This window comes from Streptomyces sp. NPDC007189, from assembly GCF_040703635.1.
Taxonomy (GTDB): domain Bacteria; phylum Actinomycetota; class Actinomycetes; order Streptomycetales; family Streptomycetaceae; genus Streptomyces.
In genome coordinates this window covers 246861-264186 of sequence record NZ_JBEYEY010000016.1, presented here as the reverse complement: position 1 = coordinate 264186, position 17326 = coordinate 246861, and the positions used below count along the sequence as shown (strand labels likewise).

Genomic DNA, 17326 nt, shown 5'->3' with positions numbered 1-17326 from the left:
CTTCAGTACCGCCACGACGTCCTCGACGGCTGCCTCACCGGCACCGGTCTCCGACGCCAGCCACCATGACGACATCACGCATTCAAGGTCAATAGCCGTTGTAAGTCCGAGTTGCCACGCGCATGGCCGAGGAATCCGTCCCCGCGCCTGCCTGCCTTTGGTTTCACACCGGGCCGGGCCATTGCCTCGCACTCCCAGCTCAGCTCAGGCGTAGCCCGAGCTGCCGAATTGCGCGCTCACCTAGAGATAGCTATCATTACTTAAAGTAACAGGGACTGTTCATGAGTCACAAAACTGCGCGCACCCCCTTCTTATTCCGCCCCGCCAGCGGAACGATCACCGGAACCGGTGGGATGATCAAGGAGATCCGTCATGCCTGAAATTCTCCGTGCCCATTCTCGCCGGAAGTTCATCGGCACTTCGGCCGCCGCCGTCACCGCGGCAGCGACGGGGGTTCTTGGTCTGCAAGGCCTGGAAAACACCGGGAAACCGGTCACGGTGGGTGAGAAGCAGAGTATCCGTCCCTTTCGTGTGAACATTGCGGAGCAGGATCTCAGTGATCTGCGTCGACGCATCATGGCGACACGGTGGCCCGACCGGGAAACGGTCCATGATCAGTCCCAAGGTGTCCAGTTGTCCACGATCAAGGAACTCGCCCACTACTGGGGAACGACCTACAACTGGCGGAATATCGAAGAGAAGCTCAACTCCCTGCCGCAGTACGTAACGGAGATCGACGGACTCGACATACATTTCATACACGTCCGCTCCCGCCATCCCAACGCGCTGCCCCTGATCCTGACCCACGGCTGGCCCGGTTCTATTCTGGAATTCCTCAAGGTCATCGAGCCGCTCAGCAATCCCACGGCGCACGGGGGACGCGCCGAGGACGCCTTTCACCTCGTCATCCCCTCGATGCCCGGCTACGGCTTCTCGGGACGGCCGACGGCTACCGGTTGGAACCCCGACCGCATCGCACGCGCCTGGGCCGTGCTGATGGAACGGCTGGGATACAAACGCTACGTTTCCCAGGGTGGCGACTGGGGTGCCGTCATATCGGACAAGATGGCGGTGCAGCGGCCCGAGGGACTGCTCGGAATCCACGTGAACTTCCCGGCCACCGTCCCGCCGGACATCGCCAAGAAACTCGCCTGCGGTGACCCCGAACCGGCCGGGCTGGACCCGGGCGAGAAGGCCGCCTACAACAAACTTGCCACCTTCTACAAGACCGGATCCGGCTACTCCGCCATGATGGTCACCCGGCCGCAGACCGAGGGATACGGACTGACCGACTCCCCCGTCGGACTGGCCGCCTGGATGTACGACAAGTTCGCCGCCTGGACCTACAGCGGCGGCGTTCCCGAGCGCGTGCTGACCAAGGACGAGATGCTCGACGACATCACGCTGTACTGGGTCACGAAAACCGCGGTTTCCTCCTCGCGTCTCTACTGGGAGAACAACGCGAACAACTTCAACGCCGTGTCGGTATCCATACCGGCCGCCATCACCGTTTTTCCTGGTGAGATCTACCAGGCACCGCGGAGTTGGGCATCGCGCGCCTACCACAAGCTGTTTTACTTCCACCAAGTCCGCAATGGCGGCCACTTCGCTGCCTGGGAAGTCCCGGACATCTTCACGAACGAACTCCGTGCAGCGTTCAGCACGCTGCGCAGCCCACAGGGACGTACAGGGAAGTGACCTGCATGCTGGACGGGCTGTACTCGAAGGCCCTGACACGGCTCGACCGGTCCCGCTGCGTCATCGACTCCTCTCGGGGCTCGAGACGGGGATCGAGCTCGTGGTCGGGTACGTCAGTTCTTGAAGGCTGGTCACCGTGGGCGGATCGGCAGTCGTACACATGAGGCCGGCAGGTCGAACGCCAGGAACGATCAGACGGTGAGAAGGGAGTCGTCCTGCGGGCGGGCGCCGGGCAACCGGTGGCGGGCGGCGATGAGCGCGGCATCGATGTCCCGCGTGCCGGTTGACACGCACAGTGTGTAGGCGACGTCGTCCATGCGCTGGCGCACCTCGGGGCTGCCGTTCTCGGCGTGCAGGATCCGCAGCGTCTCGTACTGCTCGATCAGGTTCGTCAGTACCGCAGGGTGTGCCATCAGCATCGCAAGTCTCCCTGATCCCGTAATCAACATGGCTCGTACATCGACCCGTGTGCCCCGGGCCTTGGCCGTCATTCCCCCCGCTTCCCAGGAAAGCGGCCAGGACCGAAAGGCCAGCTCAGTACGGTTGGCCGTGTCATGGGCGGGGCCGCAGATCAGGAGGGCTGGGTGGCTGGCCGGTGAGGTTGGTGATCAACTCGGTGCACAGGTCGCGGAGTTTGATGTTGCGGTGCTGGGAGGCGGAGCGCAGGATGCCGAAGGCTTCGTCGGCGGTACAGCGACGCTGGCCCATGACCACTCCGAGGGCCTGGTCGATGACGCTGCGGGACTGCATCGCCGTACGCATCTGGTCAGCGAACGCCTGCGCGTCGGCGATGCGCTGAGCCAGTGCGATGGCTCCGGTGGCCTGTGCGGCCATGGAGCGCAACGCGCTGAGATCAGTGTTCTCGAACGCCTGCGGCGGACCCCCGTAAAGGTTCAGCGCCCCGGCGGTGTGGGTGCGGGCGGCGATCGGCAGGGAGACCGAGGAGCGGATCTCGCAGGCCGCGGCATAGGCCGGGTAGTCGCCCCAGCGTGTCTCAGTGAGCATGTCGTCGACGACGACCTCTTCGCCGGTGCGGACGGACTGAAGGCACGGGCCGTCGTCCTGGCCGTACTGCTTCTCGTCCAACTGCCGCGCCACCGCACCCGCGCTGACCACGGTGAGAGGACGATGATCGCGTTCGATCGTCACCCCGGCACCCTCAGCCGCGGTCAGCTCAACGGCCGCGTCGGCCAGGGACTGCAGGAAGTCCTCGAGCGACTCCGTCTCGTGCCACCGGGGCGACGGAGCCCGATCTCCGAAGGAACATCTCCAGCGCGGCCACCACCTCGACACCGACACACCAGCCGGCGCGGTATGGCCTCTCCCGCCCACTCTACCGACCACCGCACTGCCCAGAGTCGGTTTGCCCCTGCCGCACGGGGTTACCTCGGCAGGAACCGCACGCCGCTCGGAAGCGGCGTGACACTGTTCCGTCAGATGCGGGAGCGTGCTTGTGCCTGCAGTCACCGCAGTCGTCGGTTCCTCGTCCCTCGTGGTTCTCGCCAGTGCTGCCAGCGAGGGAGATCTGTTTTGCCCGCGCCCAGATGGGGTTCTCTCTTGCGTGGCACATCATCGTTGCCTGCCTCGGCGTGGGACTGCCGGCCCTCACCCTGCTGGCGGAGTGGCTGGGGATCCGCCGTAACAGCCCGGCCCTGAAGCTGCTGGCGCGCCGCTGGGCGCGGCCCATGGGCGTGCTGTTCGCCGTGGGGGCCGTGTCGGGCACCATCCTCAGTTTCGAGACGGGGCTGCTGTGGCCGGGCCTGATGGGCCGGTTCGGGCAGGTCATCGGGCTGCCGTTCGCGCTGGAGGGCATCGCGTTCTTCATCGAGGCGATCTTCCTCGGCATCTACCTGTATGCCTGGGACCGGCTGCCGCCGCGCCGGCACCTGCTCACCGGCATCCCCATCGTGATCGCCGGCACCGCCTCCGCGTTGTTCGTCGTCTGTGCCAACGCCTGGATGAATCAGCCCCGCGGTTTCACCCTGCGCGACGGCAAGGTCGTCCGCGTCGACCCGTGGGCGGCCATGCTCAATCCGGCGAGTCCGCCGCAGACCGTGCACATGGTCCTGGCCGCGTTCATGGTGGCATCCTTCCTGACCGCCTCCGTCTACGCGGTCGCTTTGCTGCGCGGCCGGCGCGACGCCTATCACCGGGCCGGGTTCGTCCTTCCCTTCACCGTCGGGGCGGTGGCGGCCCCCTTCCAGATAGTGGTGGGCGACTGGGCCACCCGCTTCCTGTCCGACTACCAGCCCGTCAAGCTCGCCGCCATCGAGGGCGTCTATCGCACCGGATCGCACATTCCGCTGACCATCGGTGGCGTTGCGGGCAACAATGGCCTGGAGGACGGGCTGAAGGTCCCCGACGGGCTGTCCTTGTTGGTCGGATACCGGGCGGACACGGTGGTCAAGGGGCTCGATCAGGTACCGCGCAGTCAGTGGCCGGCGGTCACCGGGGTGCACTGGGCCTTCGACCTCATGGTCGCCATCGGCTTCTTCCTTCTCGCGCTGGGCGTGTGGCTGCTGCTGGCTTGGTGGCGCACCCGGCGCGCCGGTGACGGGCTCCTCGACCGGCGTGCGAGCACGTTGCTGCTGGCCCTGGTCGCGCTTGCCGGCCCGGCGTCCGTCGTGGCTCTGGAGAGCGGTTGGAGCGTGACCGAGCTGGGCCGGCAGCCGTGGATCGTGTACGGGGTGATGAGCGTGCGGGACGCGGTGAACCCGGCGCCCGGGCTGCTGACCGGCCTGTGGCTGGTTCTGGTGGTGCACGCGGCGATGACCGTGGCGACGGTGTATGTGCTGCGCCGCCTCGCCCGTGGCACGGCCGTGCCGGTCGCCCCCCAGGAGGCGGATGTGCGCGGCTATCCCGTGGTCTGACCCACCCCTGCTGTCCATTTCCCCCACCTTTGCCGCTGCCATTCTCTGGAGGTCTTGTGCTCGCCGACACCGCCTTGGCCGTCATGTGGCTCGGGCTGACCTGTTACGCGCTGTTCGCGGGCGCCGACTTCGGGGCCGGGGTGTGGGACCTGCTCGCCGGGAGCACCAGCCGCGGCGCGCGGCAGCGACAAGTCATCGAGCACACGATCGGGCCGGTCTGGGAGGCGAACCATGTCTGGCTGATCTTCGTGATCGTGATCTTGTGGGCGTGCTTCTCACCGGTCTTCGCGGCCGTGATGTCCACCCTTTACGTGCCGCTGACCCTGGCCGCGCTGGGCATCATCGCCCGTGGAGCCGCCTTCGCCTTCCGCAAGGCCAGCAGTGAGGTGTGGCAGCAGCGGCTGTTCGGCGGATTCTTCGCCATCTCATCTCTGCTCACACCGTACTTCCTGGGCGCCGTCGCCGGCGCGATCGCCTCCGGCCGGGTGCCGGCCGGACTCGCCAAGGGCGACGTGCTCACCAGCTGGCTCAATCCGACCTCCGCACTCGGCGGCGTCCTCGCTGTGCTCACCTGCGCTCACCTCGCCGCCGTCTACCTGTGCGCGGACGTGGCCCGTGAAGGCGACGCACGGCTGGCCGGTGCCTTTGCGCGGCGGGCGGTCATCACCGGGCTCGCCAGCGGTGCGGTCGCTCTGGCGGGCACGGCGGTGCTGCACGCGGACGCCCCCGCCCTGTTCCACGGGCTCACGCACCGGGCGCTCCCGCTGGTGGTGCTCAGCGCGTTCAGCGGCGTGGCCGGCCTCGCACTGCTGGCGACCCGGCACTTTCTCATGGCCCGCGCGGCCGCGGCGTTGGCCGTCGCTGCGATCCTGTGGTCCTGGGGCGCCGCCCAGTACCCGGCCATGCTCGTCGGCAGCCTCACCGTCGGCCAGGCCGCCTCGCAACCGTCCGTGCTCTCCGCCTGCCTGATCTCCCTGGCCTGTGGAGCCGTCCTGCTGATCCCGGCCCTGTGGCTCCTCTACGGCACCTTCCAACGCGCACAGGCCTCACAGCCGCGCCACCGGCCGACACAGTGAGCGGTAGGGACAGACACCGTTTCTCCGCGCAGACGTCATATCCGCCATCGATAAGCGCATCCTTCCTCCCCTCTGCGCCCGCGATCCCAGGGCTTCGGCGTAGTCGGGTGGCTTCCGGTCCGTCCCAGCCCTTGCTTTCACCTATCGAATCTCGATAGATTCCCATCGGGATTCGATGGAAGGATGGGTCATGGGAAAGCTGACCGTGGGTGCGCTGCGCGCCGTGCTCGTGGTGGTGCTCGTCGGCACCGTGTTCGTACAGGCGGGGATGGTGTGGGCGTTGGTCAGCGGGAGTGACCCGGAGGACGGGTCGCTCCCGCTGACCCCGCTGCGAGTGATCACGATCCTGGGCATGGTGTCGGTCCAGGTCGCCCTGGTCTGCGTATGGCGACTGGTGGCGATGGTGCGACGCGGAACCGTGTTCTCCCACGCCGCCTTCCGCTACGTGGACGGCGTGATCGGCGCGATCGTTGCGGCTGCCCTCGTGTGGTTCGCGGTCACGGCCATCAATGCGCCGGGCCAGCGGGACGACCCGGGCGTCACCGTCATCATGGGCGGTATCGGCGTGGGGATCCTGGGAGTCGCGCTCATCGTGCTCGTGCAGCGGATGCTGCTCGCCCAGGCCGTCGCGCGCGACGTCGAAGCGGCGCAGATGCAGGCCGAGTTGGACGAGGTGATCTGATGCCGATCGCCGTCGACATCGACGTGATGCTGGCCAGGCGGAAGATGTCCGTGGGCGAGCTCGCGGACCGCGTAGGGATCACTCCCGCCAACCTGGCGGTACTCAAGAACGGCCGCGCCAAGGCGGTTCGCTTCGCGACCCTCGCCGTGCTCTGCGAGGTGCTCAAGTGCCAGCCAGGCGACCTGCTGCGCTGGGAGCCCGAGGACGCCGCAGCTGACTGACGGGCCCTTCCAAGATCATGGAGTTCTCGACGCCCCGTGACCCTGGTGGAAGACCGTGCCTGCCGACGCATCATCGCCGATCTTGCCCGCCTTCGACCAACTCCGCGAGCACCCCGATGCCGTGCCCGAGGAGATCCCGGGTCTGCTGGAGCGACTGGCCGAGGTTCCCGCCCCTCGCGATCCGCGCGGCGTACGGCACGCTCTGGTCGTCGTGCTCGCGCTGACCGCGTGCGCGGTTGGGGCCGGATCGACCTCTCTGCCGGCGGTGGGTGAGCGGATCACCGCCGCGGGCGCAACCTCGCCATCGGCGCCCTTCGCCTCGCCGGAAAGAGCACCATCGCCGCCGGCCTCCGGCATCCCAGCAGGGGGCGGCAGTCGTTTCGATCGGCTAGGCCCACGCCGGTTTCCCTTCCTCGCCGCTGTATTCGACGCAGCTGCCAGGCGAAGCACGGACACGAGGCAGCGCGCACCGTAATCGCCCGGGTGATCGCCCGGAGGGAGGGGAAGAACTGCGGCTTCGTCAACGGGCCGCGAGCGGCCGCCTCACCACGCACAGCCAACCGAGAGCGAGACAGTGCGATGGTCCCGCAGTCAACCCCTCCGCAGGCGTTGGCCGTTACCAGCCGACGGCGACCAGCAGCCACTGCGGGTTGCTGTGGGAGATGAAGGAGGACTGACCCGCCACGTCGTCGTAGGGGAAGCCGTAGGCGAGGTTGTTGATGGCGTTGTCGTGCCAGAACTTGGCGTAGTAGTTCGCCGGGGCGGCCTTGTAGTACTGGCTCGGGTCGGACTGCTGAGAGGCCGGCAGCGTGGCCACGTGACGGTTGAGGGCCGCGCACATGTCCGGGTTACCGGCCAGGGAGGCGGCGCAGCCGAAGATGTCGGAGGTGGCCGCGTTCACGCCGACGGACTGGGCGTAGGAGGTGAAGTAGTTGGCGTTCGCCCCGCCCGCGCGGAAGCTCGGGTCGCTGCCGGGGGCGATGATGCGATACGGGGCCTGGGTCTGGGCCAGTACCTTGAACTGGGACGGGACCGCGTCGGTGAAGCGCTGGAACGTGGTGGCGCGGTCCTCGGCGAAGGTCTGCCGGTTCTCGCCGACCTCGACGTCGTAGCCGTCCTTGGCGTGCAGCCGCATCGCGAGTTTGAGGCCGAAGGCGTCGACCCGTGTGGTGTTGCCGTTGAAGACGTTGTTGCCGACCGTGAACTCGATGAAGTCGTAGTAAGGGCTGTTGGGCGAGCCCAGGTAGAAGTACATGCGGCCTGCGGAGTTCGCCGGCATGTCGAGGTAGGGCTGTTCGGCGATGGAGTGCGTCTGGCCGTTGAAGCTCCAGTAGACCTGGCTGTCGGGGTACTTGCCGTTGGTGCGGTTGAGGATCTTCACCTCTACGGCGTTCTGCGCGGGCGGGATGTCGCTGGTGCTGCCCCAGAAGTCGTCCGGCGGAGTGGTGCCGCCGCCGGGGCCGTAGACCTGGAACTCCCAGAGCGAATAGCCGTATGGGGTGGCCCGCGCGGTCCCGTAGAGGCGCACGTATCGGCCGCTGCCGGTGACGGTCAGGTTCTGGGTGCCGCCCGTGGCGGTGGTGGTGGAATAGACCGTCGTCCAGTTGGTCGCGTCGGTGGAGGTCTGGATCTGGTAGGCCTTGGCGTAGGCGGCCTCCCAGGTGAGGGTGACCCGGGTGATCTGCTGGACGGAGCCGAGGTCCACCTGGAGCCATTGCGGATCGGCGAAGGCCGAGGACCAGCGGGTGCCGGAGTTGCCGTCAACTGCTGCGGCGGCCGGGAAGGACGCGCTCTCGGTGGAGGACGCAGTGGCGGGCCGCCCCTGGGAGAGCAGTTGGTCGGCGGCCCGTGCGGGCGAGGGCGTCAGGGCGAGGAAGCAGGCCGCGAGCAGGGCGATCACCAGGCCGAGAGCCGTCCGCGAGCGCGCGACACCGGTCGCTGGTCTGCGCGTGAGCGCACTCAAGGAAGTCTGCATAGGAGTCTCCGGATGCCGGGGGGCGTGCGTGGGGGTTGGAGGAACAGCAGGGGTGAGAGCGCTCTCGGGGTTTGTACTCCCGCCTTTGCACGGCGTCAACAACTGAACGCGAAACCAGTGGAGTTCACAGGCACGGAACGGTGCACCTGCGCCTTGGACGATGGAGCCACGCACTGAACCGCCCGGCCATATTCGGGAGCCGTTCAGTTGGCCGACCCCAAGCCCTCATCACCGTTCATCACTTGACGTGTCTGGTACAGACCTTCTAGGTTCCGGCCGACGGGCGTCATGAACGCGCCCAGGCTTCAGGCCAGTTGAGCTGGTGTGTCGTCCCCCGTACTTCCCTGTTTCCGAAAGGCAGTGATCGTCCTCCATGGCCGGACACTCCCCCACACGTCTCACCGCGTTACGGTGCAGCCTCGCCGTGGCCGCGCTCGCATTCTCGGCCTGTCTTCCGACGGCCTCCACCGCACTGGCCGCCCCCCAGAAGGCAGACGACCAGTGCTGGGCCACGCACTACGGGCCCCAGCCACCGGGCGCGCTCACCGCCGACGGAGAACTCTTCGACAACAACGCGGACACCGCCGCGACTTCTCTCAGCCGCCAGCCTCAGCTGCCGTTCGGCACCCATGTCCAGGTCACCAATGTCGCCAACGGCAGGACGCTGGTCGTACGCATCAACGACCGGGGCACCTTCGTCCAGACGCCCCAGGAACCCAAGTGCCTCGACCTGACCGACGGAGCCTTCGCCCGGCTCGGCGGAAGCCTTGATCCTGACGCCGGTCACATCGTCGTCACCCAGCAAGTCCTGGACTGAGGGCGCCGTTCACCGCACCTGACCAGGCCGTCGCACCACGACCTCGTGCGTCCCACGCCCTACCCCCGTCGGCCGTCAGCCGTCGCCCGGCCCCGTCCCGTCACCCGTCACCCGTCACCCGTCACCCGTCACCCGTCACCCGTCACCCAACGACACGGCCAAGGAGCGATCTCCGCATGCCCACCCCCCACGTCATACGGCTCTTCCCCAGACGCACGGCCTTCGGCCGATTCGCGGCCGGTGCCGTCGTCGCCGCCCTGCTCGCCGCACTCTTCACCACCGCGCCCGCCCACGCCGCCGACGGCCAGATCACCGGACTCGCCGGGAAGTGCATCGACGTGGCCGGCGCCTCCAGCGCGAACGGCACCGCGGTCCAGCTCTACGACTGCAACGGCACCGCTGCCCAGCAGTGGTCCAACCCTGGTGACGGAACTCTTCGGGCACTCGGCAAGTGCCTGGACGTCGTCGACCGCGGCACGGCCGACGGCGCGGCCGTCCAGCTGTGGGACTGCTCGGGCGGGCCCAACCAGCAGTGGGTGGTCACATCGGCCCATGACATCGTCAACCCGGCCGCGAACAAGTGCCTCGACGTGCGGGACAACACCAGCGCCAACAGCACCCGTCTGCAGATCTGGAGCTGCACCGGGGCTGCCAACCAGAAGTGGAACGCCCCGGCGAGCGGCGGCAGCAGCACCGAGTCCGGATTCGTCGTCTCCGAGGCCCAGTTCAACCAGATGTTCCCGAACCGGAACAGCTTCTACACCTACAGCGGCCTCGTCCAGGCCCTCGGCGCCTACCCGGCCTTCGCCAACACCGGAAGCGACACCGTGAAGAAGCAGGAGGCCGCTGCCTTCCTCGCCAACGTCAGCCATGAGACGGGTGGGTTGGTGTACGTCGTCGAGCAGAACACCGCCAACTACCCCACCTACTGCGACTGGAGCCAGCCGTACGGCTGCCCGGCCGGCCAAGCCGCCTACTACGGCCGTGGCCCCCTCCAGCTCAGCTGGAACTTCAACTACAAGGCCGCCGGCGACGCCCTGGGAATCGACCTCCTCGACAACCCCTGGCTGGTGCAGAACGACGCGTCCGTCGCCTGGAAGACCGGCCTGTGGTACTGGAACACCCAGTCCGGCCCCGGCACCATGACCCCGCACAACGCCATGGTGAACCAGGCCGGCTTCGGGCAGACCATCCGCTCCATCAACGGTTCCCTGGAGTGTGACGGCAAGAACCCCGCCCAGGTGCAGAGCCGCGTGGACGCCTATCAGCGGTTCGCGTCGATTCTCGGCGTCAGCCCCGGCGGCAACCTGTACTGCTGATCGAGCCCCGGTCACTTCGTGTTCCGCGGAGGCGCGGCACCTTGGACGTCTTCCGGTGCGGTCTCCGTGAACGACATCTCCGGCGGCGGGACGCGGAACATCCGGGTCAGTGGGCCAGGTACACCACGCCGAGGCCCAGCCAGATCAGACCCGGGGTGAGCTTCCCGCCGTCGAGGTGCTACTGCAGGTAGAGGCCAGGGCAGGGCGACCGTCGCGGCCCATCGCGTACAGCAGGCGTGAGGTGTTCGCCTGCGCGGCGATGCCGGAGGCGACTGCGCGACCAAGAGCGACCACGAGCCCGGCCCAGGAACAACGAGGAGATCAGGTCGCCGCGTCGACGGCACTGCCCGGACGAGCGAGCTGGGTGGTCTAGGCGACCAGGACGAAGATGCCGCCGCCGAGCAGCGCGGTGAGCAGGATGGCGCGGGGCATGGTGTCCTTCGGGTCGACCGGCCCCTCCGTCAGCGTGGTGACCCCGTCGAAGCGGAGGAAAAAGTACGCGGATGTGGCGGCGCCCGCCGAGATCCGGGCGGCGGTCGTCGCGCCGTTGGCGAAGGGTGTGACGCGCACCGGCGCACCGGCGCGGCCCGTGTGGCAGATATGGCGCCCGCAGGTACGGGCGGCGACCACGCCGAAGGTGCCCAGCGCGATCAGCGGGGTCATGCAGGGACACCCTGGGTGTTCAACGGGCACCTTCTCGACGAGGGCTTGGCCGGCGACGGAGTCCTGCACGCTTGCCCCGGCGACCCAGGACTCCGATGAGAAGCCCAACGGTGTCGATCACGATGCTGCGGCCGTACCGCGTCCGCCCGACAAGCCTGCGCGCCGGCGGCGAGACTTCCAGCATCCTTCTTCCGCGGATGCCGCGGGCCGGCTCGGTGCCGTGACAGGTGTGGCTGCGCGCTCTGTGCGGTTGTCCTGCGGAAGCAGGCGGTGGGCCCGTGTTCAGGCGACGGCGTAGTGGGCGAGGGCCGGTTCGAGCATCTCGAAGGCGCTGGCCGCTTCTGCGGTGATGGTTTCGGCGATCTCGTCGTTGGGGTGCCCGGCCAGGGTGAGGTCCTGGATGCGCTGGAACAGAATGCGATGGACGGTTCCGAGCAGCCCAGCGGCTGTCTGGACGGTGATGTCGCCCGGTGGTGCGCCGACGGCTGCGGCGAGGGCGTGGGCGAGGGCGCGTTCGCGTTGGTCGTGCAGACCGCGTAGGCAGGCCGTGAGGGTGGGGCTGTCGGTGATCATGCGGGCGAATGCCGGACCAGAGAACCCGGAGATCGGATCTCTGGCCGCGACGGAGTCGGCGAAGTCGCGGCGCAGCGCCGCCAGTGCGGACTCGCCCGGCCGTCGCGTCGTCACCGTGTCTGCCAGGGAGGCGATGAACGCGTCCTGGTGGTCCAGGGCCAGGTCCTCCTTGCGCGGGAAGTAGTTGGTCACCGTCTTCTTGGCGACCCGTGCGGCGGCGGCGATCTCGGCGATCGTGGTCTGCTCGAACCCCTGGCTGATGAACAGCCGGGTGGCGTGGTCGGAGATGAGCTGCCGGGTCTCCTGCTTTTTCGTTTCCCGCAGGCCGGCGGGGTGCGTGGACGAAGCGGTGTCGGTAGCCATGGGGAAATCTTACCCTCGTAGCAAATTTACGTTGACAGGTTTCGAACTCTCAGACTAAGTTTATGTCCATCGTAAATTTACGCCCGGCGGCCTCGCCCACCAGCGGAGACGACTCCGCCTATCCCCTGAGGAGAACCGTTTTGCGGATCACCGCGTCCACCGTCTCCCTCACCGTCGACGACGTCTCCGCGTCGCAGCGGTTCTTCACCCGCCACCTTGGCTACACGGAACAGGCCGCCGCCGAGGGATTCGCCTCCCTGACGCGCGAGGACGCCGCGGTGGACGTCGTCCTGCTCGCGCGCGGCATCGAGGTGCTGCCGGCCGACCAGCGCAACCAGCACGCGTCGGGCATGATCCTCGCCTTCACCGGCACCGGCATCGACATGGAGGAGAAGCGGCTGCGCACCGAGGGTGTCGAGATCACCATGCCGATGCGTGAAGAGCCTTGGGGTGAGCGGCTGTTCCAGATCAAGGACCCGAACGGAGTGGTCGTCCAGTTCGTCGAGTGGGTAGCTCCCTCCATCCCTGCCTGACTGCCCTCGCAAAGCCGTGAGCCACCACATTCCGAAGACCATGGGCCCAAGGACCGAAGGACGATACGTTGTCGCCTGATCCCACCGCGTCTCCTGATCCCACCGCCGTTCACCCACTCCCGGCGCATGACCGGGTGGTGTTCCTCAAACCACTGGTCACCTCGCCGAACATCGTCGTGGGCGAGTACACGTACTACGACGACCCGGCCGGAGCGACCGGGTTCGAACACCTCAACGTCCTGTACGCCTACGGCCCCGAGCGTCTGGTCATCGGCAAGTACTGCGCGATCGCCACGGGCGCCAGGTTCCTGATGGCGGGCGCGGAGCATCCGACGATGGGCGTGTCCACGTTCCCGTTCACCATGTTCGGCGGCCGCTGGGCCGAGGAAACCCTGGACATCGTCACTTCCATGCCCAGCCGCGGCGACACGGTCATCGGCAATGATGTCTGGTTGGGTCACCAGGTGACCGTCATGCCTGGCATCCGCATCGGCGACGGCGCCATCATCGCGGCCGGCGCCGTGGTCACCGCCGATGTCCCGCCGTACGCGATCGTCGGCGGCAACCCGGCCAGACCGATTCGGCAACGCTTCGACGACGCCGACATCGAGCGACTGCAGCGCGCCGCGTGGTGGGACTGGCCGGTCGACCTCGTCACCGAACACGCCCGCACCATCATGGCCGGGACCCCCGACGACATCGCCCGCATCGCCACCGAGCACGGTTTGGAAAAGCCCCGTTGACCCAGGTGTCCATCGAAGAGCACACGGTGGCCGACAGCGCAGCCGGACCCTACGCCCTCGCAACGGGACCGGACGGCGCGCTGTGGTTCACCCTCGTCCACAGCGGCCGGATCGGACGGCTCGTGCCCGGCGAGGAGCCGACGAGCCACCGGCTCGACCCCGCCTGCGGGCCGAGCGTCGTCACCCCGGGCCCCGACGGCGCGCTGTGGTTCGCTGAGTACCGGGCGGACCGGATCGGGCGGATCACCACCCACGGCGTCATCGACGAGTTCGACCTGCCCACCCCCGGCTGCGGACCGTTCGGCATCGCGTCGGGACCCGACGGCGCGCTGTGGTTCACCGAGACCGCGGCGGACCGCATCGGCCGCATCACTGTCGACGGCCGCATCACCGAGTTCCCGCTCCCCGTCACCGGCGCGTTCGCCTCAGCGATCACCGCCGGTGACGACGGCGGGATGTGGTTCACCCTCAACCAGGCGAACGCCATCGGCAGGATCGGCATGGACGGGGAGGTCACTTTGCATCACCTGCCGACGCAGGCGGCAGCGCCGGTCGGGATCGCCGCAGGCCGCGACAACGCGCTGTGGTTCGTCGAGATCGCCGCCGGCCAGATCGGACGGATCACTCCCGACGGACAGATCACCGAGTTCCCGCTGCCGGACCGCACCGCCCGGCCCCACGCCGTCACCGTCGACGGCGACGGCACCCCATGGTTCACCGAATGGGCCGGCAACCGGGTCGGCACGGTCTCCCCCGACGGCTCCATCACCGTCCACGACCTGCCCACCCCCCAGTGCGAACCTCACGGCATCACCCTCGGTCCCGACGGCGCCCTGTGGACCGCGTTGGAGATCGGCGCACTCGCCCGCATAGCCCTCGCGGACAGCGCCACCTGACCAGGCTCCCCCTCACACACCATCAACAGCGGCCCGCCAGTGAGCGATCAGGGAGGAACCTCATGAAATAGGCATTCGTGATCTTCGAAACGAACGAGTCACGCCGCCGGATCCAGGCCGACCGGGCCGCATGCCGCAAGCAATACGAAGGCTGGATCGGCAGTCTTGCCGCGGCCGGGAAACTGGTCGGCGGCGAGGCCCTGGAGACCGGGCACATCACTCCCGCGACGGTGCGCACAACGGCCGACGGCGCGTCAGCGGTGGCCGACGGGCCCGCACAGGCAGGCGAAGAGACCCTCGGAGGCTGGTTCATCGATACGTCGCCGACCGCGAGGAAGCCATCGAGATCGCCAAGAGCCTCCCCACCCCGGAGACCATCGAGATCCGCCCCATCCTGGAGTCCGCCTGAACCGGCGGCACCGGGCCACGGCGGTCATGACCGCGCAGGCTGGGACGGCCGCCTTCCCCGTTCCTCCGCCCCAACTGCTCTCACTGACCCATAGTGCAAGCGGGCAGGCCACGTGCTGCCCGACCCACGGCGAGACCCGAGCGATCGGCACGCACACGCAACCGCCGCGGCGCCGAACTCCTCCTCCGGTCCGGTCCTGACCGAATGCCAGGGGAATGCGGCCAGTGCCGGCGCGACGCAGCTCTCGGCATCCCGTCCCTCGCCATGCCGGTCGGTCTCCTTCGGAGCGAAGAGCCCGAAGCGTCGGCGCTCTTCGAGAGATCGCCGGGCAGATCGCCGACGGGTCATACACAACCAGCGTGACCTCGTTGACGCCGACCACCGCCAGGTCGCCGGAGTGGCTGAGGAGGCCCTACGATCCGGTTGATCATCGGACTGGGGAGGGGACATGGCCGAGGGCCGGGAAACGGACGCGGTCGCCGAGAGACCGGTGGAGCTGGCCTACCGGCCGACCGTCGGCGAATTGGCGTCCGCCCTGCGGGCACGCGCGAGGAGCACCGGCGCGGGACGCTTGCAGCGCGTGGCGCTGGTCTGGACGGTGGCGGTCACGATCGTCGGCGCCCTGCTGTCGGCGGCTGGCTCCGGCCGCCGGGACACACCCTGGCCGCTGTATGCGGGGGTGGTGGTCTTCGTCGCCTTCATGACTGCGGTGCCGTGGTTGCAGGCGCGCCGCCTCCACCGGCTCGCCGAACGGCAGGGGGACATCTGCGGGACGGTCGACGACACCGGAATCCGGCTCACCACGGCGCACAGCTCGGCCACCGTCGACTGGCATCTCTACTCGCGCTATGTCGAGACGCCGGAGCTGTTCGTGCTTCTCAGCGCCGACAAGTCCGCCGTCGGCTTCGTCGTCCTGCCCAAGCGGGCCGTGGCGGACCCGGAGGAGGTGGCCCGGCTGCGGGCGGTCCTCGACCGGCGGCTCGTGCGCGCGGACAACGCCGAGGCGCCCGGAAGTCCGCGGAGCCGGGGGCGGGCCGTCGGCCGCGGGGTCGGCTCCGTCGGGCTGTTGATGCTGGGGCTGCTGTTGTTCTTCTTCGCCTTCGCCGCCGTCCAACACGCCGCGCACCCGGACCGCTTTCCCGGGATCCAGAACAACACCGCCCCGATGTCGGCCGTCATGCTGGGGCTGGGAACGCTCGCGGTCGCCGGGGCTTGGTGGCTCGTACGGCGGATGACGGCCATGCGGATCGTGACCGCCGTCCTCGCCGTCCTAGTCCTGCTGGCCGGTGGCGTCGTCCTGTACCGCGTTGGGCCGATGCTCCACTGCTGGGGCTCGGACCGGATCGCCCGCCAGCCCGAGGGCGCCTACGTCTGCTACGACTTCTGAGCAGGCCGCGGTCCTCCGCGTGGGCCCGGCGACCATGCTGGTGAGCCGCGGCTGCGTGCTCGCAGGCGGACGATTTCGGCCTCGTGCGGGTCGGACTGCTGGGCGGCGGACCGTCGTTGCTCGAATGACCAGGGATACTCGGGGTGGCCAACTCGCCCGCAGCCACGCCGAACTCACCCAGCTCAAGGAACGCCATCAACAGGCCCTGTCGGCCCCGGCCGCCAAAGACGACGAACTCCAGCGGCTCCGCCGCCGGCTGAGCACGATCAGCCCCACCGCCCCTGCAGGCCTCGTCCCTCTGCCCCGCCGATGAACTCCTCCGGCGTGTACTCAAGAGGGTAGAGAGGTGGTCGTCGTTGAGTGAGAGGGCGAGAACCACGTGGATGTGTATGAAGCTGTGGACAGTCGCCGGGCGGTGCGGGCGTTCAGCGATGAGCCGGTACCCAAAGAGGTTCTCGAACGAGTGCTGACCGCTGCCACGCGGGCTCCGTCGAGTGGAAATCTCCAGCCGTGGCATGTCTATGTCGTGGCCGGCGAGCCCCTGGCCGAACTGAAGAAGCGTGCGACGGCCAGGGCGCTTGCCGGGGACCCGGGCGATGAGCGGGAGTACCCGATGTATCCGACCGAGCTGCCTTCGCCGTATCTGGACCGCTCTTCCGCCGCGGCCGCCCAGCGGTACGAAGCGCTGGGAATCGAGCGCGACGACCCCGACAGGCCGATGAAGATCGCCGCCTTGAACTCGGGGGCGTTCGGAGCGCCGGTCGTGCTGTTCTGCTACCTCGACCGGACGATGGGTCCCGGGCAGTGGGGGGATGCAGGGATGTACCTGCAGACGGTCATGCTGTTGCTGAGGGCGGAAGGGGTGCACAGCTGTCCCCAGGTGATGTGGACGATGTATCGCAAGACCGTCAGCCGGATAGTCGGAGCCGAGGACAGGCTCGTGCTGTTCTGCGGTGTCTCGGTGGGATTCGAGAAGGAAGGCGTGCCCCGGCTGCGTACCGGGCGAGCGGATATGACGGAAACAGTGAGCTTCATCGGAGTGTGACCGTCAGGCGGGGTCAAGATCCGCACGACAGCCTGTGGTCGGCTGGGTGGTGGTTC

19 protein-coding genes are annotated in these 17326 nt (G+C 68.2%); 14 read left to right on the top strand and 5 right to left on the bottom strand.

All coding sequences use genetic code 11. The features are described from left to right. Nucleotides 1-372 precede the first annotated feature (372 nt). The gene (locus AB0950_RS30120; protein WP_360152049.1) at nucleotides 373-1698 is read left to right on the top strand and encodes an epoxide hydrolase family protein; all 1326 of its coding nucleotides are present in this window, start codon (nucleotides 373-375) and stop codon (nucleotides 1696-1698) included. Nucleotides 1699-1889: 191 nt separating this feature from the next. Here AB0950_RS30120 and AB0950_RS30115 read toward each other — a convergent pair whose 3' ends face one another. Continuing rightward, nucleotides 1890-2117 carry a DUF5133 domain-containing protein gene (locus AB0950_RS30115; RefSeq protein WP_360152046.1) on the bottom strand — a complete coding sequence of 76 codons (228 nt, stop codon included), beginning with the start codon at nucleotides 2115-2117 and terminating at the stop codon, nucleotides 1890-1892. Between the two features lie 133 nt (nucleotides 2118-2250). Further along, complete coding sequence (locus AB0950_RS30110; protein ID WP_360569594.1) at nucleotides 2251-2991, bottom strand: GAF and ANTAR domain-containing protein; 741 nt, start codon at nucleotides 2989-2991, stop codon at nucleotides 2251-2253. Between the two features lie 296 nt (nucleotides 2992-3287). On the opposite strand from AB0950_RS30110, the gene AB0950_RS30105 reads away from it, so the two are divergent. The 5 genes from AB0950_RS30105 (at nucleotide 3288) to AB0950_RS30085 (ending at nucleotide 7022) form a co-directional block, all read left to right on the top strand. Beyond that, nucleotides 3288-4568 carry a cytochrome ubiquinol oxidase subunit I gene (locus tag AB0950_RS30105; RefSeq protein ID WP_366779833.1) on the top strand — a complete coding sequence of 427 codons (1281 nt, stop codon included), beginning with the start codon at nucleotides 3288-3290 and terminating at the stop codon, nucleotides 4566-4568. Nucleotides 4569-4624: 56 nt separating this feature from the next. Continuing rightward, entirely contained in the window at nucleotides 4625-5644 is a 1020-nt protein-coding gene (locus AB0950_RS30100; protein ID WP_366779832.1) for a cytochrome d ubiquinol oxidase subunit II, read from the top strand. Nucleotides 5645-5834: 190 nt separating this feature from the next. Beyond that, complete coding sequence (locus AB0950_RS30095) at nucleotides 5835-6326, top strand: DUF2975 domain-containing protein (RefSeq protein WP_366779831.1); 492 nt, start codon at nucleotides 5835-5837, stop codon at nucleotides 6324-6326. After that, on the top strand, nucleotides 6326-6547 hold the full coding sequence (locus tag AB0950_RS30090) for a helix-turn-helix transcriptional regulator (protein ID WP_366779830.1): 222 nt from the start codon (nucleotides 6326-6328) through the stop codon (nucleotides 6545-6547). The genes AB0950_RS30095 and AB0950_RS30090 overlap by 1 nt, the downstream gene beginning before the upstream one ends. Nucleotides 6548-6602: 55 nt before the next feature. After that, nucleotides 6603-7022: a transposase family protein gene (locus tag AB0950_RS30085; RefSeq protein ID WP_366779829.1), complete on the top strand. Its 420-nt coding sequence runs from the start codon at nucleotides 6603-6605 to the stop codon at nucleotides 7020-7022. A 141-nt stretch (nucleotides 7023-7163) separates the two neighbouring features. Here AB0950_RS30085 and AB0950_RS30080 read toward each other — a convergent pair whose 3' ends face one another. Further along, nucleotides 7164-8522: a beta-1,3-glucanase family protein gene (locus AB0950_RS30080; protein ID WP_360152025.1), complete on the bottom strand. Its 1359-nt coding sequence runs from the start codon at nucleotides 8520-8522 to the stop codon at nucleotides 7164-7166. A gap of 424 nt (nucleotides 8523-8946) precedes the next feature. On the opposite strand from AB0950_RS30080, the gene AB0950_RS30075 reads away from it, so the two are divergent. Together AB0950_RS30075 and AB0950_RS30070 are read left to right on the top strand one after the other, a co-directional pair. Continuing rightward, nucleotides 8947-9339, top strand: a complete 393-nt coding sequence (locus tag AB0950_RS30075) for a septal ring lytic transglycosylase RlpA family protein (RefSeq protein ID WP_360152022.1) — start codon at nucleotides 8947-8949, stop codon at nucleotides 9337-9339. Between the two features lie 176 nt (nucleotides 9340-9515). After that, entirely contained in the window at nucleotides 9516-10658 is a 1143-nt protein-coding gene (locus AB0950_RS30070; RefSeq protein ID WP_366779828.1) for a glycoside hydrolase family 19 protein, read from the top strand. A gap of 369 nt (nucleotides 10659-11027) precedes the next feature. On the opposite strand, the gene AB0950_RS30065 is transcribed toward AB0950_RS30070, so the two are convergent. Next, nucleotides 11028-11321 (bottom strand): hypothetical protein, encoded by a 294-nt coding sequence (locus AB0950_RS30065; RefSeq protein ID WP_366779827.1) that lies wholly within the window; start codon nucleotides 11319-11321, stop codon nucleotides 11028-11030. A 282-nt stretch (nucleotides 11322-11603) separates the two neighbouring features. Further along, nucleotides 11604-12257 carry a TetR/AcrR family transcriptional regulator gene (locus AB0950_RS30060; RefSeq protein ID WP_360152016.1) on the bottom strand — a complete coding sequence of 218 codons (654 nt, stop codon included), beginning with the start codon at nucleotides 12255-12257 and terminating at the stop codon, nucleotides 11604-11606. Between the two features lie 140 nt (nucleotides 12258-12397). On the opposite strand from AB0950_RS30060, the gene AB0950_RS30055 reads away from it, so the two are divergent. The 6 genes from AB0950_RS30055 to AB0950_RS30030 all read left to right on the top strand — a co-directional run bounded on the left by AB0950_RS30055 (nucleotide 12398) and on the right by AB0950_RS30030 (nucleotide 17270). Next, the gene (locus AB0950_RS30055; protein ID WP_366779826.1) at nucleotides 12398-12790 is read left to right on the top strand and encodes a VOC family protein; all 393 of its coding nucleotides are present in this window, start codon (nucleotides 12398-12400) and stop codon (nucleotides 12788-12790) included. Nucleotides 12791-12858: 68 nt separating this feature from the next. Beyond that, on the top strand, nucleotides 12859-13533 hold the full coding sequence (locus AB0950_RS30050; RefSeq protein WP_360569610.1) for a CatB-related O-acetyltransferase: 675 nt from the start codon (nucleotides 12859-12861) through the stop codon (nucleotides 13531-13533). Between the two features lie 26 nt (nucleotides 13534-13559). Then, nucleotides 13560-14429, top strand: coding sequence for a virginiamycin B lyase (locus AB0950_RS30045; protein ID WP_366779825.1), 870 nt, complete (start codon nucleotides 13560-13562; stop codon nucleotides 14427-14429). 857 nt (nucleotides 14430-15286) lie between these two features. Further along, entirely contained in the window at nucleotides 15287-16225 is a 939-nt protein-coding gene (locus AB0950_RS30040; protein ID WP_360569614.1) for a YcxB family protein, read from the top strand. 124 nt (nucleotides 16226-16349) lie between these two features. Continuing rightward, nucleotides 16350-16538, top strand: a complete 189-nt coding sequence (locus AB0950_RS30035; protein ID WP_366779824.1) for a hypothetical protein — start codon at nucleotides 16350-16352, stop codon at nucleotides 16536-16538. Between the two features lie 66 nt (nucleotides 16539-16604). Beyond that, a complete protein-coding gene (locus AB0950_RS30030; RefSeq protein WP_366779823.1) occupies nucleotides 16605-17270 on the top strand; it encodes a nitroreductase in 666 nt (221 codons plus the stop codon). The last annotated feature ends 56 nt before the right edge of the window (nucleotides 17271-17326 follow it).